The 23,835-nt window shown below is 46.6% G+C and carries 12 protein-coding genes; 9 read left to right on the forward strand and 3 right to left on the reverse strand.

Features of this window, described 5'->3' with window-relative positions:
• The 3 genes from LU351_RS04930 to LU351_RS04940 form a co-directional block, all read right to left on the reverse strand.
• A partial coding sequence (locus tag LU351_RS04930) for a beta strand repeat-containing protein (protein WP_232592946.1) occupies positions 1 to 4,790 on the reverse strand: 4,790 nt, incomplete at its 3' end.
• Positions 4,791 to 4,925: 135 nt separating this feature from the next.
• Positions 4,926 to 6,872: a ShlB/FhaC/HecB family hemolysin secretion/activation protein gene (locus LU351_RS04935; RefSeq protein ID WP_232592947.1), complete on the reverse strand. Its 1,947-nt coding sequence runs from the start codon at positions 6,870 to 6,872 to the stop codon at positions 4,926 to 4,928.
• Between the two features lie 123 nt (positions 6,873 to 6,995).
• The gene (locus LU351_RS04940) at positions 6,996 to 9,680 is read right to left on the reverse strand and encodes a bifunctional serine/threonine-protein kinase/formylglycine-generating enzyme family protein (RefSeq protein ID WP_232592948.1); all 2,685 of its coding nucleotides are present in this window, start codon (positions 9,678 to 9,680) and stop codon (positions 6,996 to 6,998) included.
• Positions 9,681 to 10,278: 598 nt separating this feature from the next.
• Between LU351_RS04940 and tagH the strand changes: the two genes are divergently transcribed.
• From tagH to tssC, 9 genes are all read left to right on the forward strand, one after another.
• The gene (tagH, locus tag LU351_RS04945) at positions 10,279 to 12,456 is read left to right on the forward strand and encodes a type VI secretion system-associated FHA domain protein TagH (protein WP_232592949.1); all 2,178 of its coding nucleotides are present in this window, start codon (positions 10,279 to 10,281) and stop codon (positions 12,454 to 12,456) included.
• 167 nt (positions 12,457 to 12,623) lie between these two features.
• Entirely contained in the window at positions 12,624 to 13,100 is a 477-nt protein-coding gene (tssJ, locus tag LU351_RS04950; RefSeq protein ID WP_232592950.1) for a type VI secretion system lipoprotein TssJ, read from the forward strand.
• A gap of 72 nt (positions 13,101 to 13,172) precedes the next feature.
• On the forward strand, positions 13,173 to 14,507 hold the full coding sequence (gene tssK / locus LU351_RS04955) for a type VI secretion system baseplate subunit TssK (protein ID WP_232592951.1): 1,335 nt from the start codon (positions 13,173 to 13,175) through the stop codon (positions 14,505 to 14,507).
• 2 nt (positions 14,508 to 14,509) lie between these two features.
• Positions 14,510 to 15,376: a type IVB secretion system protein IcmH/DotU gene (gene icmH, locus LU351_RS04960; protein WP_232592952.1), complete on the forward strand. Its 867-nt coding sequence runs from the start codon at positions 14,510 to 14,512 to the stop codon at positions 15,374 to 15,376.
• 60 nt (positions 15,377 to 15,436) lie between these two features.
• Positions 15,437 to 18,982, forward strand: a complete 3,546-nt coding sequence (tssM, locus tag LU351_RS04965; protein ID WP_232592953.1) for a type VI secretion system membrane subunit TssM — start codon at positions 15,437 to 15,439, stop codon at positions 18,980 to 18,982.
• A gap of 172 nt (positions 18,983 to 19,154) precedes the next feature.
• The gene (gene tagF / locus LU351_RS04970; protein WP_232592954.1) at positions 19,155 to 19,835 is read left to right on the forward strand and encodes a type VI secretion system-associated protein TagF; all 681 of its coding nucleotides are present in this window, start codon (positions 19,155 to 19,157) and stop codon (positions 19,833 to 19,835) included.
• 342 nt (positions 19,836 to 20,177) lie between these two features.
• Entirely contained in the window at positions 20,178 to 21,479 is a 1,302-nt protein-coding gene (gene tssA / locus LU351_RS04975; protein ID WP_232592955.1) for a type VI secretion system protein TssA, read from the forward strand.
• A gap of 348 nt (positions 21,480 to 21,827) precedes the next feature.
• Entirely contained in the window at positions 21,828 to 22,340 is a 513-nt protein-coding gene (gene tssB, locus LU351_RS04980) for a type VI secretion system contractile sheath small subunit (RefSeq protein ID WP_232592956.1), read from the forward strand.
• A 4-nt stretch (positions 22,341 to 22,344) separates the two neighbouring features.
• Positions 22,345 to 23,832, forward strand: coding sequence for a type VI secretion system contractile sheath large subunit (tssC, locus tag LU351_RS04985; RefSeq protein WP_232592957.1), 1,488 nt, complete (start codon positions 22,345 to 22,347; stop codon positions 23,830 to 23,832).
• Positions 23,833 to 23,835 lie beyond the last annotated feature (3 nt).

Raw genomic sequence — 23,835 nt, forward strand, 5'->3', positions numbered from 1 at the left:
CCGGTAACAGTGAAGGTATCTAATGATGTCGTACCGGTAATATCACCCGTGTTGGTAACCGTGGTAATCCCATCCACATCAATGGTTGTGGTATCCAGTGTAAAACCAGTAGCTGTTAACGTGACATTGCTATTACTGATATCAATGGTATTCGCAGCATCTCCCGTAACACCCGTTACACCCGCAAAGCTGCCTATACTGGCCGCAGTTAAATCACCTGAGATATTAAGAGTAAGGTTTTGTGTGGTGCCGGTTGAATTAACCGCACCAGCATTGGAGGTTGAGCTGATACCAGAGAACGTCATTGAATTAGAAGAAAAACCAGCATTACTCAGAGCAATATCCAATCCTAGAGCATTGTCTAAGGTGTCCGCTCCACCACCTCCGCTAAGACTTGTCACACCTTGGAAAGTAATGCCTGAATAAACAATTTCACCATCCGTGCTGGTTACGCGGAAGGCATCATCGGAAGAGGTTCCGATTAAAGAATTGGCACCCGTTACCGTATCCACATTCACTATCTGAGCACTACCACCGGCTGTACCGGTAATAGTGAAACGATTCCCTGTATTCAGTTGTACACTGGTATCGATACCTGATCCCAACGTGGCGATATCTGTACCACCACCACCATCGATATAGGATACATTATTAAAAATGGCCCCAGGACTTCCATTACTTGTGATATAAAAATCAACGTCTAGTTGGCCATCAGAACCAATATCGGTAATAGCAAAGGTTTCATTCGCGCTCGTACCGATAACAGCAGAATTATTCGAATCTACCTGTTCTATTCCCTCAAATAAAATACCATCTATACGAAAACCAGCCCCATCCACCACTGTTGACTGGCCAGTAAAATTAGTTAAGTTGTCGCCAGGTGTTATCGTATTTTCAGCCCCACCATCTACCGAAGAAACACCATAAAAGCTAACCCCATTAGAGGAGACATAAATACTACTATCTACACTCGCTCCCACTATAGAAAAAGAATCATCAAGAGCACTGCCTGTTAATGTGCCCAAATTCGTAACCGACTCTACATTAGAAAATCGAACACTACTTCCATTTACAAAGCCTGCATCTATAGCTGAGCCAGTATTCGTTATCGTCGCGTTATCACCCGCTAAGCTCACTTCATCGGCACCGGCAGCAGTATCGATACTGGATAAATTTTCGAACGTAAACCCGGCCCCGGTTCCCTCAACGGTGACAGTAGCACTGGTAAATACTGATCCACCAGCATCCACAAGGGTAACAACGTCATTCAGAGATGAAGTAGTTAAGGTACCAATATTAGTAATTGAAGTGATTCCTGAAGAAGGAGACACCTCAATGTCTGAAACAGAAGCCGAAGCATCAGTTCCAACGGTTGCACCAAGGTTTCCTGCATTCAGTGTATCTGCACCACCACCGCCGTTAAGGCCAGTTACTCCGCTGAACGATAACGTTGAGGCTAAGCTGGTTTCATTTAGTGAATTAGAGCCGGTAACAGTGAATGACTCATTTCCACTGGTCCCAGTTAGAACTCCCACTCCACTGATCGTTTGATAATCTGAACTTAATGCAATAGAGCCTGCGGTAACCGTTCCGTCACCGTCCAAAATGACACCAAGGTCTCCCGCGCTAAATGTCTCTGTACCACCACCACTAATAAGAGAAGTGACATCGGTAAAGGATCTGCCAGATACACTTTCTTGTAAGGAATTAGCGGCAGTTAGGGTAAAGTTTTCGCTCAATGAAGAGGAGGTTAGCGCACCCACTTGAGCGTAGTTTTCAGCATTATCAACGGTAATATTGCCAATGGTTACCGTATCAATATCGGTTATCGTGGCACTAGCATTATCGATATCGATCGTATCATCGCCCAGGCCAACATCAACCGTTAATGTATTGATCATGCTCGTACTTGAAATTGATATCGAATCATCACCATCAGAAGAGGTGAGTGTGGCGATATCTGCCAATATATCCCCAGCAATCGTTCCAGTAACCCCTGAAGTTGAGCCAGAACCCAGTGTTATCCCTAAGGTTCCTCCTGCTCCTTGCCCACTAGCCTGAATAGAAGAACCACTTCGAATGCGCAGTCCAGTAAGGGCGTTAAAGGTGATTGCACCGCCGGAGCCATCTAACGGATCACCACCATAACCATTGCCGTTTTCATCATTTCCCTCTGCCTCAACCACCACAACCACCGTACTCGTGCCGTCGAATCCAATATCGATGTTGGCATTGGTTGAGGTTATCGTTATATCTCCACCATCAATATTTGACGCAGAGCCAGATGTGGCGAGATCTGCACCGATTTGCACTGCGCCAGCTGAACTGATTGTAATATTGCCACCTTCAGTTCTGATTTCAGAGTGGCTGGTAAACTCATCTACGTAGGCTTCGAGTGATCCGGTACCCAGGTTTAAGGTGCTTGAACTGAATGTTAAATTGCCGGTTGAGGATAAAGCTGAGCCAAAGCTGAGAGTTGCTGCAGTACCAGCTGATCCATTCGTACCATTTGTTGCTGTAACACTAGAGCCACCTAAACCACCCCCCCCTTCATTTAAAACAAGTGCACCATTTACTGAGATGGAGATTGCAGATAAAGAGACATCTCCCGCATCTCCACCATCTCCACCATTTCCACCATTTGCAAGCCCACCGTTTCCACCAGCTCCACCGCTTCCTCCAGAGGTATTGATGGTACTAGAGGAGGAAATTGCTAAAGTTCCAGATACAGAATCCAAAGTAACTGAACCTGCCCCTGCCCCTGATCCACCTATACCTCCAGAACCCAAACCACCATTATTACCCGCAATACCATCAACACCACTGGTATCAATTATTCCGTTGACGGTGATATCACCCACCGCATCTATCGATACAGATCCACTCGTAAAGTCGGCAATCGTATCCGCTGCTGTAGCACCTGTAAGTCGTGTGGTAATAATGGAACTTGAGGAATCAATACTCACTTGGCCAAGATCACCCGCTTCGAGATCTAAGCCTGCATCAATGTCGACGTTTCCACCATTCGTATTGATCGTGGCACCGGTAATAGAAACACTGTTGTCAGCTTGTAAAGACAAATCCAAAGCACCGTCGCCGTTAGTGACGCTAATGTTATTGGAAACCGTAATGGTCTCATCGGCTAACAGTGTTAAAGAAGCATCGGAGCTCAAATCCAACGTAATCGACGTATTAACATCAATGTTACCCTCACCGGAACCCGTTGCATTCTCAGTGGTAATCGTAACATTGGTACCAGCCTCTAAAGCCGTCTCAATATCGGCACCCCGAATATTCGCAGTGGACGTACCCGCATTAGGGTTAAAGGCACCTGATGTTTCGGTGATATTAGAGGTCGACGAATTGGAAATCGTAATATCGGTTGGATCAATCAACCACTCGCCGGCCGCACCATTGACTGCACTGGCATCGACCGCCCCCTGAAGATCGACGTACTGCTTACCGGAAGTCTCAATAAACCCACCATCACCCGATTCAGAGCCCCCTTGAGCACTGATGTCACCATAAAAGCGAGTCGTATCATCTGCCCAAACAATGACTTTACCGCCATCGCCATGGGTACCACCATCGGAAGAAATTTGGGCAGTGTCACCAACATAAGTGACTTGTGCATTACGCACATTGGGGTTTTGACCTAAGTAATCGCCTCCAATGAGAACTTCACCACCACCGGTATCACCTGAGGCATCGATATTGCCTTGATTAAACACACCCACGTTGTCACCGAGGACGTTAACCGTACCGCCCTGACCAGCAACAGAATCGACCAGCACATCACCATCCACAATGGCAGTATCACCTTCAATGGTGATATCACCACCGGCAAGAACCCCTTCACTGGAGGCATCAAGAGTACCGGTAGTAATCACATCACCACCGAAGCCACCCAAGGTAATGGCTCCGCCGGAAGTATCAATGCCAGTGGCACGAACAATGCCGGTATTATTGACTGCCTGACTAAATAAATTGGCCGATACACGACCTTCCATCACAACGTTACTGGCTTCGATGGTTCCGCTGTTTAAGACAGCATCCGGCGTACCAAGTGTATTTTCCAACACCTCCTCGGATACTTTAATTCCAATAAGGCCGCCTTCATCAAATGTAAGAATCGCCTCTCGTGCAGCGGATAAATTGACAAGCCCGGCACTGATTAACTGGCCAGCGTTTTCCACCGTATTTCCGATTAACGCAACGCCATTGGCAGCATTGATAATGCCTCGGTTGATGACGTAGCCCGCGCCGTTGGGGTCGGCTCGAAAGGTATAGTTCCCGGCGTTGAAATCTTCTAGGTCAACAGCCAGTCCACTCACCACCAAACCGTTCACGTCTACCCTGGCGGTATCGGAAAACACAACACCGCTACTGTTGACCAGCACGACGTAACCATTAGCTTCAATGGCACCCGAAATGGTACTGACTTGATTATTGAGAACATTATTGACCGCGATCGCGGTATCGGTAGGCTGGACAAACAACACGGTCTCATCGGCATCGACATCAAAGCTTTGCCAATCGATGACCATGGACTGGGTGTTCTGATCGATTGTCGTTAAGGTATCTTGCTGAATGATGGTACCGTCACCGGCTGTGACCGTCCCTCCAGCAGGGCCTGCAACCGCGACCTGTGAGCAGAGATTTGCCATGAAGATACTGGCGGCCAGTTTATTGGCAAAATGCAGTTTTCGCTTTATTCCCCGGTAGCTCAATGTCACCAAGCCGCCCGAGAACAGGTAAGTTCCCTCACCGCAAATAACTTTTCTACTCACTGTAGACTCCCTCTTTATGCCCAAATCAGAGCATTTACGTTACACAATTATTGTTGAACAGTTAACAAGCAATTAACTGAACGGTTAACAAAATAGAACTAAAAACGCGCCATATGCCCACTTTAGAGTGCTTATTTATTCAAAAAAGTACGTAAAGTCCGCAAAAATATTCAATCCTTCAGATTCAATCTCTGAGCCCTCATCGCTAAACCCTGATCCGATTGATTTTGTAAAACTGAAAGATGAAGTGAAAGCATTGCCATAGTTCACTTTAATTAACCCACCCGCGCCCTGAATATGACCAAACTGATCATCATCTCGCCCATCCGTTGCATAAGCTTCGCCATAGGCGCCATCCCATACCAACGCGAACTGCAAGAAATCACCAATCGTGCGGCCGCCACCAACACCGAAATCCAAAACAGAAGGCAAATTCCAGTACCATTCGACCCCCAAGTAAGTGCCGACATCCGCCGAGAAATCTCCCGGTTGATATGCCCTAACGCCGTTGGCCCCGCTTAATACAATCTGTTCAAATCCCGGCAAACCTTGCTCGGTATATTGCCAGCGAGACTTGAGAAGGAACTGGGTGGGGATTTTGATAAACGGGATATCCCAAAATGCCAAAGTGGTTGTTGAAGCTGATAACTTATAAAATTCCGGATCTTGGAGTTCATCCACATCAGTTTGGAAGTCTCCATAAAGCAGATTCACTTCGTAAGCATTCAGCATTCTCGACGCCGTACTTAATTTGTCGCCACGAAGATAGAAGTTGGCCCCTAAGATGCGTTCATCATCAACCACACTGGAAGCAGCGGCCGCCTCCAAATCCGTTCCTCGATCAAGTAACGACACGCCTGAAGAAAAATTAGTGGTTCGACTGCGACGAAATTTGTGCTCAAGCCCAACGGTGTAAGTTTCATTAAGACCGGTAATACCAAGACGTGAGATGGCCTCTCCAACGACAGCGAAGTCAGTTTGATCCACTGACACTTTGACTCGGGTTCTGGGGCCACGAACAGGGAAAGAGTAAGAAAGCTGATACAAATCAGACTCGTCCGGTGAAAAGGACTTCATGTAACCCACGTTGATTTCATCGCCATAGCCAAAAGGATTATTCCATTCAGCCAGACCATACAAACGATGTTCACCGGTAAATTCGGAACCATGGTTATCTGACCGCAACGAAAAGCGATAAGGTTGCTCACGGTTTACATCAATATTCAGCAGGGTTTCGCCAACATTATCTCCAGCAGAGAAAGAACCATAGACGTTCAACCCAGGATAATCGTTCAACAGATAAATCCCTTCTTCAACCGCCTTTTGGTTAACCAAATTGCCATTATTTTGCTCAAACGGCGCCGCAAGGGTTTCTACTCGATAACGTTGTGCATTCGCGACTTTCACACCTCCCTGGATACCCTCCAAAATCGCCAATTTAACCACTGCATTTTGTACTTGCTGTGCAGGAATATAAGCTTGAGCCAAAAATAAACCACGCTCTCTGTAATAAGACTGCACTCGATTGGCAATTTCATTGAGGCCTCGAATACTAATACCACGCTGCGAACGCTGCTCTTGCAATAATTCAATCAAGCCTTCGGTATTCGAACCACGCAAATTTCCAGGCCTTGACAAGGTGCCCACTGAGGCAAGGTATTCACCAATCTGCTCAAGCTCTTGATGGGTAAAACCGCTTACCACCATATTGTCTTCTTGCATCAATTCGACGCGGGCATTCTCTACCAGCTCAGCCACTTCATCAGCGTGTACACCTAGATCAGGAAATTCAGGTATGCGATCAAAAACAATTTGTTTAACGATGATCCGCGTTTCATCATCGCGGCGGCTGACACCTTTGACTTCAATATTCTGCTTAGGGGCAAATTCTTCTGCTGCACGATCTCGATACTCAGCTTCAAAGTCCCGCTCATCAATGATGTGCAAACTGCCGTCCCGCGAGGTGCCGAACGTGGGCACAAACTGCTCATCACCCACTTGTGCAAACGCTGGAGCGTACACTCCTAACTTCACCAGTGCCACAGCGACACTAAAACTGGCTAACTTACTAATCCTTGGCATGAAAAACCTTACTTAATGTCAATCGCTTAGCCGATCATCCTAATTTTGATCAGACCAAAAATGAATGTAACGTCTCGTTATAATCTCAACACCCAAAACAATCTCAACACCCAAAAACCGCGTTCATTGAACTACCCGCAACACCCGAAACCCTGTAATACCATCCGGGCTTCCATTGTGCTCATGTACCGTCTCTGCATCACAACGTGACATGGGGTCGCGAATACTACCCCCCATTGCCAATACGGATGACCCAGAAGTCACCCACTCCTGAACATTACCTAAACTGTTCACAAGCCCGTAACCATTGCGCTCACCGGAGTTCACTGGAATAACGCTGTCACCCTTAGAGATACCATTGAATTTTAAATAGCAGTTACGGTTGGGGTCAGGCTGGGAGCCCGCCGCACGGGCGCCGCCTTGCCACTCACTCTTAGTGGGAATTCGGTACTCATACCCCGTCATTTGCCCCAACCAAGTAGCATACTGATTGGCCTCGGCGAACGAAAAACTGGTGACAGGTAATTTATCGTCCCCACCAATCGAACTACAGGCTTTCGTTGCTGCGCAATATTTATTGGCATCACGCACACTGATTTCATACCTGGAAATGGCCAATTTAATGTCAGGATCATCTGGGGAGGGATACACCACCATAACCGGTGGCTTAAAACCTTTGCGAGCACTGTCTCGACAGGGCTTCGCCGAACCAGCCCGAATATGTCCGCAAAAATCAATTTTTAGTGATTTCAAAGACGCCTGAGAAGGGAACAATTGTCTAGCAACATTCAACATATCTTGAGCCGAGGACGGGCTTCTTCTCGCCGTTTGTTTGACACAGGTCTCTGTCATACCGGATAACTGAGGAACAAACGTCATCGCCTGCTGAGGGTATTTCTGAGAAAACGCATCAAAAGCAGCTTTCGGCTCACCCGCTAAATTTAAATTTTTCTTACAAGCAAATTTACTGAAAAGCTGTTTCACGGCTCGATCGTAAGCATCTTTCTCTTTTTGAGCCTGAATACGATTCTGGCGAGCTTTCTCAGCTCGAATTGCGGCTTGCTCTCGCGCTTCTTCTGCGGCTTCTGCGGCGGCAATACTGGCTTCTAAATCTCTCTGCGCCTGCTCGATGGCCGCTTTTTCCAACACAATAGGCTCTGTGATTTCCACCCATTTTTTCGCGATCTCAAGACGAGCCCTAGCCGCATCAAGATCACCGGCTTCACGAGCGTCTGCTGCCAACTGCACGAACTGATCTGAGATGCGCATTTCAAAATCCGCCACAACAGTGTCATCTTCCTCGGCAACACCGGATAACTCCTCCAGTGTTTTACGGGCGTTGCTTTGCCATTTTTTAGACAACAAATTCTCCGTCAGTAATTCTTCCATCCGCTCAACCGAAAAGGTGTAGGTTTGCTGCCTCAATTCAACCACGCGCTCTTTTTCTAACTCTTGCCGCAACGCTTCTTCCCGTTGCTGAACCTGAAAATAAGAAACGATCGCCACAACGGCCATGACGGCCAATAACCCAAAGACAATTACAGGACTGCGCCGGGTGCCAAAAAACTCTGACACAAATTCATCAACGGAAGCCGTTCGATCTTCCCGGTGGAGAGCCAACGCTTTCTCTAGTGCACGCCACTGACGATTGCTTAACGCAGTAATTCGTGAAGGCTTGTCGGTGGTTACTTTGTTGGCGGGTGTTTTGTCGTAAGGGTGACGTCCCGTCAGCATTTCGTAGGCAACACAGGCCAACGCATACACATCATCACGAGGGTCAGGGTCTTCCCCTTCCAGCATTTCATAGCTGGCATAAGCCGGTGTTAAGGCCCCCAGACTGCCCGCATCAAATTCATCGTCTTCATCCACCCCTTCCGAAACCGCTCGTGCGATGCCAAAATCCAGCACTTTCGCTGCAATATTAGAAGCTTCTTTATCTTCTTCTGAAGCAGTAACAAAAATGTTGCCCGGCTTAAAATCAGAATGAACAATGCCGTGAGAATGTGCGTAACTCAACGCACTGGCGATATCTTTAGTGACACGTAGCGCCAGTTGATGCTCAAGACCCAGACCGTTACTTCCACGCAGCAACGTATCTAGGGGCTGGCCATCCAAAAACTCCATCGTCATAAAAACGATTTCACCATCCCGGTCGAAATCGTGCACATTCACAATATTGGGATGGGCCAGCGTTTGAGACTTTCGAGCTTCTCGCTGAAGGGTGACAAACGCCTGGGGATGGCGACGAAAATCTTCATTCAGAACTTTTACCGCCACATAGGGGTTACTGTCGCGCGCCTCCACTTTACGACGGTCAATCGCTTGATAAACCGCCCCCATTCCACCCACGCCGAGCAAATCAACAATCTCGAAGCGATTTCGAATAACACGTAAATCTTCGCCTGTCTGAGGCGATGAAGATTGAGGCGCTGTGGGTGCAATGGGCTTTCGCTCATAATTGCGATGCTTTGTATGCGCCCCAGAGTCCTGTGCAGGCGCCCCTTGTGCACCCTGTGATTGAGCGCCACTCGGTTTGGCAATCAACGTACGGTCATTGGGAGAAGCTTGCGCCGGCGTGGCTTGTCGTGGTCTGTCCGCTATAACGGTACGATCACTCACTTGCGTTTGCTTAGGCGACGCCGCTTGAGCGGATTTGCGATTATCACCGGTAATGCTATGTTTATTATCAGTAGGCTTTTTTACTACTGGCTTACGCGGAGTGAAGACAGTTTTATCTCCATTATCATCAGGGCTGCCTTCTTTATTTGATGGTTGAGAGACAAAAACCGTACGATCTTCTTCGGACATTGAACGACCTCTTCCTGAAGCATCAACAACGCTATGTAGCTACCTCCCTTTTTGACCCCTCACCATAGATTTGGCTCCAATCACAACGATCAAAAACCGATTCACAGCGAAGAACCACCAAGGGGCTCGAAAAACTCAGTATTCCCACCTACACAAAAAATTGACCTTTAAAACAACAAAAATAAGTATTCTTGTAATAAGAATTGCCAATCATTGGGTCGAAACATAAATTTTGCTCTATAAAACGCGATTCTACCGAATTGAACCAACCAAGCAACAAAAGCGTGCCAATCATCACACAAAAAACACTTTATAAATCACAAAAAAATCACAATAAATTCGAGTAAGCCGTGGATATTCACACTATGTCTTCTGTATAAATTACCTTAAATTATCTGATAATGACTTTTACTAAATGAATTTTTATAGAAATTGCGTTTTATGTGCAGATTTGTCACAAGCATTTGGCTTATTGCGCAAAGATCAGAAGAACATTAGTTTTAGATTTGCAAAGTTTATTTGCTATGATTTGCATTTACGAAACCTAAGATGTGGCAGGACTCGCCACTTGAAATAAATAGCGCAACGGTGATATGCGATGGAATTGACGCTAGTCATAATAGAAGCCCCTGAGCACTCAAACATGCTCAACCACACCAAAGTATTCCCCACCACAGGGGGTAGCTTCGGTCGTTCTGAGAAAAACTTTTGGGTCCTACCCGACCCAAATCGTATTATCTCATCTGAACATGCCAATATTGCCTGTGCAGCAGGCCAATTCACGTTAAATGACGTGAGCACCAATGGCACTTACGTCAACGACAGCAAGTCTCCCATTGGAAAAGGCAAAAGTCATACGTTACAAAACGGTGACATCATTGTCTGTGGCGAATACAAACTCAAAGCCGTATTGCCAACCGAAGCGCCAAAGCAGGCGGCACCTAAAGCCGGTGCGGGCTCCTTTTTGGATGATGCCGACAAGACCACCTTTACCTCATCCCCCGCTGCTGCCCAATCCGCCGCCCACGATGATGCACAATCCCTCGATAAATGGCTGGATAACCCAGCCGGAGGCCATAAGTCCGATTCACATGCCAGTGATTGGGGTGATGGCTTCGCCAGTATTTCTGACCCAAATCAAGCCAACAGCTTAGACCCACTGGCCTCTCCACCGAATAACACGGGTGGACTGAACACAGGTGGACTGAGTGGTAATTATTCAAACTCGAACCAATTTGGCTCTGACAGTTTCAGCGCCGGTGGTTTTGATTCAAATAACTTTGATTCAAATAACTTTGATTCAAATAACTTTGATTCAAACAACTTCGGTTCAAGCAACCTCGACTCAAATAGCTTTTCCTCAGACGGGTTTGGCTCTAACTCTAATGCAGACCCTTTTTCTGGTTTGAACGATGCCAATGTATCGCCCCCCAACTCAGGGCTCAATTCAGGCAATGACCCTCTGAGCGGATTTTCCAATGAGTCGCCCGCCAGTAATGGCCCAGAAAGCTGGGGTAATGATGACGATTGGTGGAAAGAGCCTTCTGTCGCCGATAATACTCCCGCGATCAATCATGCTGTGCCTAATGTTCGAGCAGAACAACCGAAACAGAATACGATGGATACACCATCACCTAGCAACCCCTCAATGGGAACAGCCGATGGCTCGAACTTCAACCAAGCTCGCCAGCAGCCACCTGCTACAAAACAACCACCTGCTATAAATAATCAAAGCCAGTTTGGTAATGACCCGGCTTTCAGTCACAGCCAAATCTCTGCCGACGCACACCAAGCGGATCCACTAGAAGGCTTTGGCGGGAGCAATGTTCAGAGCAACACATCAGCACCTGCTGAAGAGCCAGCTTGGGCACAGACTCCGCCTAATAGACCAATTGATGATGGGCTAATTGATGACGGACTAACTGATAACAGAGCCAACGATAACAAGGGGGCAGCACCTCAGGGCCAACCCCTTATTGGCGGTTTTACCGCAACAGAACAAACTCCACACGCTCAATCACCGTCCCAACAACCGCTGAATCAACCCCTTCATCAACAACAACCTCCAGCCAGTGAATGGCAAAACGCCCCCTCCCAAAGCCATAGCGCAGCTGGGACGAACAGTGGGGTTGCACTCAACGCTCAACAGCCAACGCCTCATGCTCCACCTTCCTCTAATAATGATGGAAGCTCAGATTCATTAGCAGCACTTTTAGGTATTGATGCTGCACGAATTCCCGCAAACCGTTCTTTAAATCAAGAAGTTTCTGAGATGATTTCAGAAACGGTGGTGCGACTGATTGATCTTTTGCGTGCAAGAAGTGCCATTAAAAATGAATTACGCGTCCAGCGTACAATGATAAAAACCACCGATAACAATCCGTTAAAATTTTCTGTCTTACCAAAAGACGCGATGAATGCAATGTTTGGGGAGCAGTCTCAATCGTTCATGTCTCCGCCTCAAGCCATTAAAGACAGCTTTGACGACCTTTCCGATCATCAGGTTGCCGTTTTATCGGGTATGCGTGCTGCATACGACACAATGCTTGAACAATTTTCTCCGGAAAATTTGGAACGTCGCTTTAACAACAAAGGTTCCCTTATCTCAAATAAGAGTGCAAAAAATTGGGATTCTTTTTCGGCCTATTACAAAGAACTTGTTGCTGACCGGGAGAAAACCTACTATCGACTTTTTGGTGACACCTTTGCTGACGCCTATGAAAAACAATTATCCGATATAAAGGCAACACGCGACTTTACCAACAAAAATCGTTAGGAAAGACAATAAAACTTCCTCTTGCATACAAGCATTTTTAGCAAGTGGGATACAAGGGAGCACCCGTACCGGGATAAAAAAATAAAACAGGATGAGATTTTGCAGTAATGATTGGCGATTTTTTAAAAAAAATTGTATTAAAACGATCCAATACAAGGGGAACAGAGGTGAATAAATCTTTCAACATTGCGATAATCGCGATTCTTTTTTCAGTAATTTTAATCGGTTGTCAAACCACTCGAGAGGTACTCAACTTTGATACCTCTGCTGAAATTAATTTCACCGCCCACCCAGATGTTAACCCAGACAAAGATGGCCGCCCCTCCCCGGTTATTTTAAAACTTTTCACCTTAACGGATGATCGCCAATTCGCTCGCGAAGAATTTCTTAATTTGTATGAAGATGCCAATGGGCGACTAGGTAATGATCTCATTGATACCATTACACTACGGGAATTTTCCCCCGGTGAAGAACGCCAAGAAGTGATCGAGCTGACACCTGAAGTCAAATTTATTGGCGTCATGGCGGAATATATTAATTATGAAGATGCGCGATCATTACTTCTGCTACCTATATTGGAACATAACGAAAATGAATTCGATGTGGATATCGCACACTTAAGCGTCAAAGTTAGTAAAGAATAATCGCCACACAACAAAATTTTGGCCCATACCCCAACTATTTTGGGGGCCTCTGCTGTAAGGGAATCAGTATTCATGTCAGTCAATAATAAAATTATTTGGTCTGAGGGCATGTTCCTCCGACCACAACATTTTCAACAACAGGATCGTTACATTGAAAACTATATTGAAGGCCGAACGGGCTTACTAAGCGCGTACAATTGGGGCTTCAGTGATATTCAAATTGACGGCGAAGCCTTATCTCAAGGAAAAGTCTCTATCGCCTCAATGAGAGGGGTACTGCCAGACGGCACACCTTTCAATGCTCCCGATATGGATCCACTGCCAGACATTATCGATATTCCTGAAAATACCTCTAATGAGCTGGTGTATTTATGTTTGCCATTGAAGCGACCAGGCACACAAGAATCGATTCGTGAAGATGAAGAATCTTCTCGCGCACGCTTCCTCGCTTATAATTTTGATATCCATAACAACACAACGGAATCTGGAGAAACCTCCCGAATTCAAGTAGGCCGATTGAAAACCTGCTTAAAATTAGGGTCGCAAGATTTAAGCGGTTACTCAACATTAGCCATTACGCGGGTGATTGAAGCACCGGCAGAAAAGCCGCTAAAGATTGATCGTCAATTTATTCCCGCAATGACCAACTGCTTGGCCTCCAGCGTTTTTGTTGCCTTTTTTGAAGAGCTAAAAGGCTTATTAAAGCAACGGGGTGAAGCGTTAGGCCACCGCCTTGCAGACAGCGGTCGATCAGGTTCAGCAGAAATTGCCGATTACATGCTACTGCAATTGATTAATCGTGTTGAGCCGCTCATTCAACACTTATCAACACTCAATGTGTTACACCCAGTCCACTTTTACAATGAATTAGTACAAATTGCCGGCGAGTTAAGTACCTTCACACAGTCCTCTAAGCGACCGCCTGCCCTACCCATGTACAGCCACAAAGATTTACAGCATACCTTTGGCGGCATATACACTGTTTTACGCCAGGCTCTGAGTATGGTTTTGGAACAATCCGCCATCTCATTGCAATTGGTAGAACGCAAATTCGGTATTCATGTTGCCCCCATAACCGATCGTTCACTAATGACCTCCGGTGTATTTGTTATGGCCGTTAAAGCCGATATGCCAACCGAAGTACTGCGTACGCGCTTCCCAACTCAGGCAAAAATTGCCCCAGTGGAAACCATTCGAGAATTAATTTCTACGCAGCTGCCTGGCCTGGCATTACGCCCTCTCCCTGTGGCACCCCGTCAAATCCCTTATCACGCGGGTTACACCTATTTCGAAATTCAGCAAGGCACAGAACTATGGGGCGCAATGACACGCTCAGGAGGCTTTGCCGTACATCTGGGGGCTGAATTCCCCGGGCTTTCCATGGAACTTTGGGCAATTAGGAGCTAATCATGACCAACGGCGACAGAACCATCATGATCCCTAATCCGGGCGGACGGGGGCAGCAACGCCCCGACGGAGCGGCACAACAACCCCCGCCGCCTCCGTCCAATAATGAGCCAATGGAGTTCAAGCACGGATTGAACCCACTCATTAATGCCGCCTCTACGTTGCTCGGCGTCATTGCCAAATTACGCAATACCATGAGTCACGATAATCCGCCGGATTTACACCGCCGTGTCTCAGAAGAAATTAAAGGGCTAGATCTAAAACTAAAACAACAAAATCTTCCCCACCAAACCGTCATTACCGCACGCTATTTACTGTGTACTGTTGTGGATGAAATTGTCCTAAACACGCCCTGGGGCGCCAACAGCGGATGGAGCAGTCATTCTCTATTAAGCATGTTCCACCAAGAAACCTTCGGTGGTGAAAAATGTTTTCTCGTTTTACAGAAACTCTTGGAAGCGCCCGGCTCACATTTAGATTTACTCGAACTCTACTATCTCTGTTTGAGTTTAGGTTTTGAAGGAAAGTATCGTGTAGAGCGCCGAGGACACGAGCAACTGAATGTTATCCGCGATAATCTATACCAAACCATTGCCAACCATCGACCACCCCCAGACAGGGACTTATCTCCGAAATGGCAAGGCCTTGGTAAAGTTAAAAAACATATGATCAATTATATTCCGATGTGGGTAATTGGGAGTGTCGGGCTACTGCTGCTGCTAGTACTGTACTCCGGTTTTCGCTACTGGATTTACGACACAACTCAACCCACCGCTGAAGCCATTCGCGCCGAGCTAACCGCGCAAATTTCGGACGACACAGCCATCGATTCCTCTGGTGAATCAACACAAAATAACACTAACCTCTAATACCACGGATTCGCTAAACGCTAGGCAAACGCTTTTTGCCCCGTTCGCACGGAGACTTGCATGAAAAAAGTAGTTGGTTTTCTCACCAATAAATGGGTTATTGGGATTATTGGTCTGATTGCCTTGAGCCTGCTGATTTGGTTCGGCGCAGATTTTGTTAAATTTGGCGAAGATAACGCAACGCTAAGCACCACCACCCGCTTTATTTTGATCGGACTTTGTGTAGTCGCATGGGTGGTGTATCAATTAATCACCACCATCTTAGAATTACGACGTAATAACGGCCTTATTGAAGAAATTGCCGAGGTTGATAACGAAGAAAACCCTGACGACGTTCGCACTCGCGAAGAACTTCAAGCCATATCCGAGCGCTTTAAAGACGCCATGCAAGTGTTGAAAAAATCGCGCTTTCAATCCAACTTCGGCAAAAAATCTCTTTACCAATTGCCTTGGTACATCATTATTGGCCCACCTGGGGCAGGAAAAACCACAGCATTAGTGAATTCCGGCCTTGAATTCCCATTGGCACAATCCCACGGTAAAGAGTCCATCGGTGGTATTGGCGGCACCCGTAATTGCGATTGGTGGTTTACCAATGAGTCGATCATTATCGATACCGCCGGACGATACACCACACAAGACAGCCACCGTGTAGTAGACAATACCGCATGGCAAAAATTTTTAGCGCTGTTAAAAAAATACCGCAAACGTCGCCCCATTAATGGTGTTTTACTGGCGATTAGCCTGCAAGACATCATGACGCAAACTCCTGAGCAACGTTTACAACAAGCGAAAACATTGCGCACTCGCATTAACGAATTACAACAGCAACTGGGAATTCGCTTTCCCATTTATCTCACCTTTACCAAATGCGATTTGGTGGCTGGGTTTTCGGAATTTTTCGAGAATCTAAGCCAAGCCGAGTGCGAACAAGTGTGGGGCGTGTCTTTTTCTCCTGAAGGTAGCCCTAATGCAGGAACCGACCTCAGTGAATTTAAACCGGAATATGAAAAGTTAGTCGAGCGCTTAAACCAACGTATTTTGGTACGACTAAATCAAGAACGAAATGTCGATAAACGTTACTTGCTGCAAAGTTTCCCCGCACGCATGGACAGCATTGGCCATGCACTGAATGATTTCGTCACACAAATCTTCGCCGCCAATCGCTATGAAACCACGCCTTTAGTTCGCGGCGTCTATTTTACCAGTGCCACACAAGAAGGTTCGCCCATTGATCGTATGATGTCGTCGATTTCCTCCACATTTGGGTTGGAACGGGACCAAGGGCAGCAACAACGCGGTACGGGCAAAAGTTTCTTTATTACCCGCTTGCTTAATGATGTCATTTTCCCAGAATCCGAATTAGTGGGAGTGAACCGCACGGTAGAGCGCACCATGGTATGGATGCGACGGGCAGGATACGGCGGCATTGCAGCCCTTTTAGGCGCCTCTACTCTGACTTGGGTAGGCAGCATCACACAAAACAAGCTGCAAATGTCAGAAGTAAGAGAAAACCTAACCGAATTCCAAAAAGCCACTGCCAAACATCCTGACGCCAAAGAAAATGTGCGCCAAAGTTTGGACGTTATTAGCCCTTTATACAATGCCTCTACTGTTTACGACAGCGAAAACAATCGCTGGCTCTCAAACCTTGGTATGTATGACCGCAGCGTAGATAACGCCGCAGATGCACTTTATCAAGAGAAACTGACTGAAGTCTTTATGCCTGCCTTCGCCCGTGAAATTGAACAAGACCTGTTCCGCATGGACGAAAGTGATGGCCGCCTACCCGATACACTCAAAATATACTTGATGCTGTTTGATCAAGATCGTCGTGATGTAGATGCCATCAAAACCTACGCCAACCTTCGATGGAAAGAACAATACGCCGGCAAGGAAGAGATCCAAGCGCAATTAACTCAGCATTTAAACACCGCACTGGAAAAACCCAACCCCATTGCCGAAGACATGCTGAACACGCGTATTGTTTCCAGCACACAGGCAAAATTGAGACGCATCCCCATTGCCCATCGTTTATACGCGAAACTGAAAGCGTCTCCGGAACTATCCCAGAACATTAATTTCTACAGTGATATCGGCGGTGACACTCAGTTTTTATTCGGCCTAAATGAAAACAGCCCGACATTTACGGTACCGTTCATCTTCACCAAAGCCGGCTTCGACAGTGTTGACGTGGATGCCAACTCAGACTTAATTCAATCATTGAGTGAAGACCAGTGGCTTTATGGCACCCCTTCCAATAACGAACGCAATGCAGACGTTGATTACAGCCGTGTGAGCCGTGAAATTGAGAAGCTGTACCACACCGAGTATTACAACTATTGGAGCAACTTCCTGAAGTCCATTAACATCTCGAAGTTCTCCAGCCTGAATGAAGGCATGAGTTTATTGAACAAATTGTCCGACCCGATTTATTCCCCTCTCTTGGCCATTGCCGAAATTACTACTTCCAATACGAAACTCACTCCCACTTTTGAGCTACCGAAAACCTCCATCAATAATCTGCGTGCACCTGTCAGTGGTCAAACCCAACAACTGGCCTCCGCTGCCGCCGATGCTGCTGCCAGTAAATTACGAGAAGCGAACGAACCTACGCTGGTGGACATTCGTTTTAAAGAATTACATCAAGCCACACTGGCCCCGAAAGACCGACAAGCTCGAATTCAAGGGTACCTGCAAGCGATTGCAGAACTCAGTGGATTTCTTTCTGAGCTAGAGACGGTACCGGATTCTCGAAAAGCCATGTTTGATGTTGCGAAAAAACGCTTCAGTGGTAGCACAGCGGACGCTATTCAAGCGTTGCGTTCCCAAGCCAGCCGTGCACCAAACCCAATGAACCGCTGGTTAGAGGGTATTGCCGATAACGCTTGGTCATTGGTGCTAAACAGCGCGAAAAATCATGTTAATACGGTCTGGAATAACCAGGTGTACACGGTGTATAACGCTTCACTGGCAGGCCGATACCCTTTCAGCACCGGTACTCGCAATGAAGTCCCCATGCTGGAGTTTAATAATTACTTTAAGCCCGGCGGCATTGAGCAGTCATTCGTTGACACCTACGTTAAACCGTTTGTCGACACCCGTCGCTGGCAATCCCGATCATTGGATGGCCGCAGCCTAGGCTTCACCGCCGAAAGTTTTAGCCAATTTAAACAGGCCGACACCATTCGTGGTGCGCTATTCAGTACCGCCGACAACGCCCAGGTGAATTTCCGATTACAGCCCCTAAAATTGGATTCCAGCGTACGTTTATTCGCATTAGAACTTGGCAACTCACGCATCACCTATTCTCACGGCCCTCGTACTCCCTCCTCCCTAAGCTGGACAGGCGGGCAAGAATTACGCAGCCGAATCATTTTTGAAGACCTTAACGAAACCGTTCACCGAAAGCATTTCGAAGGTGATTGGGCGTGGTTTAAATTGTTGGATGCCTCAAGAGTGGAAGCCACAAACGCTGCCAATATCAAAAATATTACGTTTGAAGATAACGGCCGGGAAGCCCAGTTTAAATTAACGGCTAACAGCAATATTAATCCGTTTGATTCTCAGCTTCTGAAAAAATACCGAGCACCGAAAACACTTTAACGCCAGTATTTAGAGCAGCTTTTTAGAATAGTCGCTAACACAACTTTTAAATCAAATTTGAAAAATTGTTAAGAGCATCATTAAAGATAACTAAACGGCCCTGCTGAACAGGGCCATACCCATAATTTGTTGTTCACAGTATGAATAACTCACAAAAGATACAAAGCAGTTTATGACCAGTTCAATCGGTATTTTTGGCAAGCTACCCGCTCATGGCGATTTTGTCGACAGAGGCTTAGCGCCTGGATTTTTAACCATTTGGGACGAATGGCTTCAGCGCTGCATTGCCAGCAGTCGCCATCAACTGGATTCTCAATGGCTGGATTTTTATCTTTATTGCCCTATTTGGCGATTTTCGATTAGCAGCGGAGTCGTAGATTCACAATCGAGAATCGGCATTTTACTTCCCAGCGTCGACAGTATTGGCCGGTATTTTCCTTTAACCATTACGCAATTAACGCCCAACCAGCCTAACCCTTATAAAACGCTTATTAGCTACGACAACTGGTTTCGTAATGCCGAAAATATCGCCGTTAATGCCTTAAATAATGGCGATTCGGTAGACATCGTTCTTAATAACCTGGCAAACCTCAGTGAAAACGACAACATTAAAAAATCCATGCCCACTAAAGGGTTATCCCCCATGGCAGGGTGCTTTATCAGCCAGACAGAGGATAACAATCACGCAAGCTTAATGAGTGAATTACTTTACCAACAACGACAAGCCGTGGCGCCGGCCAATTCATGCTGGTTACAAAACACCCAAGAACAACAAACGCTCTTTGACAGTGAAGGGCTTCCCCCACCGGAAAGCTTTACCAAAATGCTAACCGGGCAGTGGGATAAAGGTTAAAAACAGAACAGCTTATTGATTATTCAAAAAAGTCAGCAAAGGCGAATTGAAAAATTCAAATTTGATAATAAATTAAAGAATAAGCAATAAAAAATTTGGCCTGAATTACTTTAATTTCACAAAAATTAAGGATATGAATGTCAAATGCATGACAGATTCACTAAATAGAATCAGTATTAATCACACCACATTGTGCGCCACAGAAAAGACACGTTATACTGCGTTCAATAGTGGATTACACAGAGTCGCTGTTGTGTAAATAATGCGTTATTGGCACGGGCCAAAAACTGCATCCAATTTTTATCTCACACTCGACTTAAACAAGGACAGTAAGGAATTTATATGCCTGCTCCGCATGTCATTGACATAGAAGCGCTTGTCGCTCCCATTTCCGACGATAATCCTGTTGGCGGCGATATTCGTGAAGACCGATCTCCTGAGGCCCCGTTCTACGGAATTAAAGATGCCCGTAACAGCGCTCGTGCCAATGAACGTACCAATATGTTCGATTCTGAAGCCGATATCCTCACCCCATGGCAAGCAGTAGCGGATCAAGCCGACGGCATCCTAAAATCCAATTCCAAAGATTTAGAAATCTGCGCTTGGTATGCAGAAGCCCTCGTTCGCTTTGAAGGCGCAGAAGGGTTGCGCGATTGCTTTAAAGTTATCAGCCAACTGATTGAAAACTACTGGGAAGACCTCTACCCCCTCCCCGATGAGGATGGCATCGAAACAAAAGTTGCGCCTTTAACCGGCCTCAATGGCGACGGTGGAGAAGGCACCCTGTTAACACCGATTCGCTCCATTTTGATCACCGATCCCTCCGTTACGTCCGCTTTTACTTATTGGGAATATCTGCAAGCCCGCGATGCCGACAAAATTAAGGACGAGGACGAGAAAAAATCCCGAGAAGAGTCTATCGGTTTTAAACTCGAACAAATTACCAAAGCAGTTTCTGAAACCTCTGCAGAGTTCTATCTACAGCTGATCGAAACCATTCAAGAAGCCATTGATATTTACAAAGCCTACAACGCCGAACTACGCAAACACTGTGGCGCAGACGCCCCTCCTAATTCCGCCATCACTAAACTATGTGAAGAACTGTTACGCACCGTGCGATTTGTCAGCAAAGAAATTGTAGAGGCCTATAATTTATTGCACGGAGAAGCCGACAGTAACGATGATGGCCAAGCCTCTGACGAGACCGGTGCAAGTAGCGGTGACAGCGCCCCAGCAGGCAACCAAAAACGTGCAGCGGCCGGTGTTGGTGCTCCCATTGAAACCCGAGAGGACGCCCTGAAACAACTGGCCATTATTGCCGACTACTTTAGAACTTACGAACCACACACCCCCATCGCCTCAGGTATTGATCGAATTGTAGGCTGGGGCAGAATGACGGTCGCGCAGTTGATGATGGAGCTCCTACCGGATGAAGGTTCTAAGGCACTTTACAGCCAATTAACGGGAGTTCGCTTGGATGGGACGGACACGCAAAAATACGTAGTCCCTCCAACAAATACGAATACTGCCGCCCCAGCCCCAACCGCCACTACCGAAAATGCAGCGGAGAGTGAAACGTCTGAGGAGAGTTCAGGATGGGGTAATAGCGGTGGGGAAGCTCAAAACAATAGTTCAGGCTGGTAGTTAACCACGAAGTCTTAGAAATATTGTTTAAAGAAATCTTTACAGAGAAGAATGCCTTTTCATTACCCTTATTCTTCATAAAAATGGTAACTAGGAAGAACTAAACTGAAACAGTATTTGCCCAAACTCAGTTTTAAACGGAAGGCACAGCTCAACAAGCCGAGCTAGATTGAAATTTAAACAAACATAACGATTTAGCAGTATAGTAAATAAATTAGTCACTTTTGATTTAACTGTCGTTAAAACAGCCATTAACTCAAGAGTACCCTGGACCCGTCTCTCAAGGGTTCATTCAATGATCATTTGTTATAAAACAATGGTAACAACACAATAGGCAAGGAGTAGACGATGTCCGAAAGCATCCATAACAAACTAAAGCGCGTCAGGAAGCCTCGCGTCCACATCACTTATGACGTTGAAACCAACGGCGCAGAAGTGAAGAAAGAGTTACCTTTCGTGGTGGGCGTCATGGGTGATTATTCGGGCGATAATACCGATGCCAAGCGCCCACTCAAAGAACGTAAATTCGTTCAAATTGACCGCGATAACTTCAACGACGCCATGGGGAAAATCAACCCGAAGCTTGGCCTACAAGTGGAAAACACGTTGGCCGGTGATGGCTCAAAAATGGCGGTTGATCTCGACTTTAAAAACATGGATGACTTCTCTCCAGAAGCCGTTGTTTCTCAAGTCGAGCCGCTGCAAAAACTATTGGATGCTCGCAACAAGTTACGCGACCTTCTCAGCAAGGCAGACCGTTCTGAAGATTTGGAAAATGTCCTTGAAGAGATTTTGAAAAACGCTGACGAAGTGGCGAGCATTTCCAGTGAATTGAATGGTTCAGAAGAGCAAGGAGAATAACGGGATGTCTACAGAAGAAGCCCAAAGCGCATCCGCAGAAGCCGAAGAACAGTCGGCGAGCCTGTTAGATCAGGCCATTGCATCCACCAAGCAAACCGACAGCAACGACGTTAAGGACTTGCTGGCCAACCTAACCGAGCAAGCGTTAGCCGGTACCGTGGTATGGGACAAAAACTTGACCCAAACCATCAACAAAGCGGTCAACGCCATTGATCAGGCGATGTCCAAGCAATTGACAGCGATTCTGCATGACGAGAAATTCCAGAAATTGGAAGGCTCTTGGCGTGGGTTAAATCACTTGGTGAAAAACAGCGAAACGGGCACCACCCTGAAAATTCGCATGATGAATATCACCAAACGTGAGCTGTTTAAAGATTTGGATAAAGCGGTAGAGTTTGACCAAAGCCAAACCTTCAAAAAAATCTACGAAGAAGAATTTGGTACTGCCGGTGGTGAACCTTACGGCGCCATGATTGGTGATTTTGAATTCGGTAACCACCCTGAAGATATCGACCTGCTTACCCATATGTCGAACGTGGCTGCCGCCGGTTTCTGTCCGTTTATTTCTGCGGCAGGTTCACAAATGTTCGGTTTCGATGACTTTACCGAACTGTCTAAACCTCGCGATCTCGCCGGTATTTTTGACACTCAAGAATACATCAAATGGCGCAGTTTCCGTGAGAGTGAGGACTCTCGCTTTGTCACGCTTGTTATGCCGCGAGTACTATCTCGTATGCCTTATGGCGCAAATTCTAAGCCCATCGAAGCATTCAACTTCGAAGAGTTTGAATTGGACGAATCCGGCATGGCTAAAGCCGTTGATCACCACGATTACACTTGGATGAATGCCGCTTACGTTATGGGGACAACCATGACCCAAGCGTTCTCTGAAAACTCTTGGTGTACAGCCATTCGTGGTGCCGAAGGTGGTGGTAAAGTCATGGGCTTACCAAGCCACTTATTCAAAAGTGACGACGGTGACACCGACCAAAAATGCCCAACCGAAATCGGTATTACCGACCGTCGTGAAGCAGAGCTCAGTAACTCTGGCTTCCTACCGCTGTGTCACTACAAAAATACGGACTACTCCGTTTTCTTCGGTGCACAAACCACTCAAGACCCGAAAGAGTACGACGATCCAGACGCGACTGCGAACGCCTCCATCTCAGCTCGTTTGCCTTACTTAATGGCCACCTCTCGTATTGCCCATTACCTCAAAGTGATGGCACGCGATAAAGTGGGTTCATTTATGGAAGCGAACGATTGTGAGCGTTGGTTGAATAAATGGATCAAGCAGTACACCAACTCTAACCCAGACGCCAGCCCAGAAATGAAAGCCAAATACCCATTGGCCGAGGCACGCGTGGAAGTGAAGGAAATCCCAGGTCGCCCTGGCTCCTACAGTGCAGTGGCCTACCTAAAACCATGGTTGCAAATGGAAGAATTAACCACTTCTATGCGTATGGTGGCCAACATTCCTACGCCAGGCTAATGC

The sequence above is a fragment of the Marinibactrum halimedae genome, assembly GCF_021234875.1.
GTDB classification, from domain to species: Bacteria; Pseudomonadota; Gammaproteobacteria; order Pseudomonadales; family Cellvibrionaceae; genus Marinibactrum; species Marinibactrum halimedae.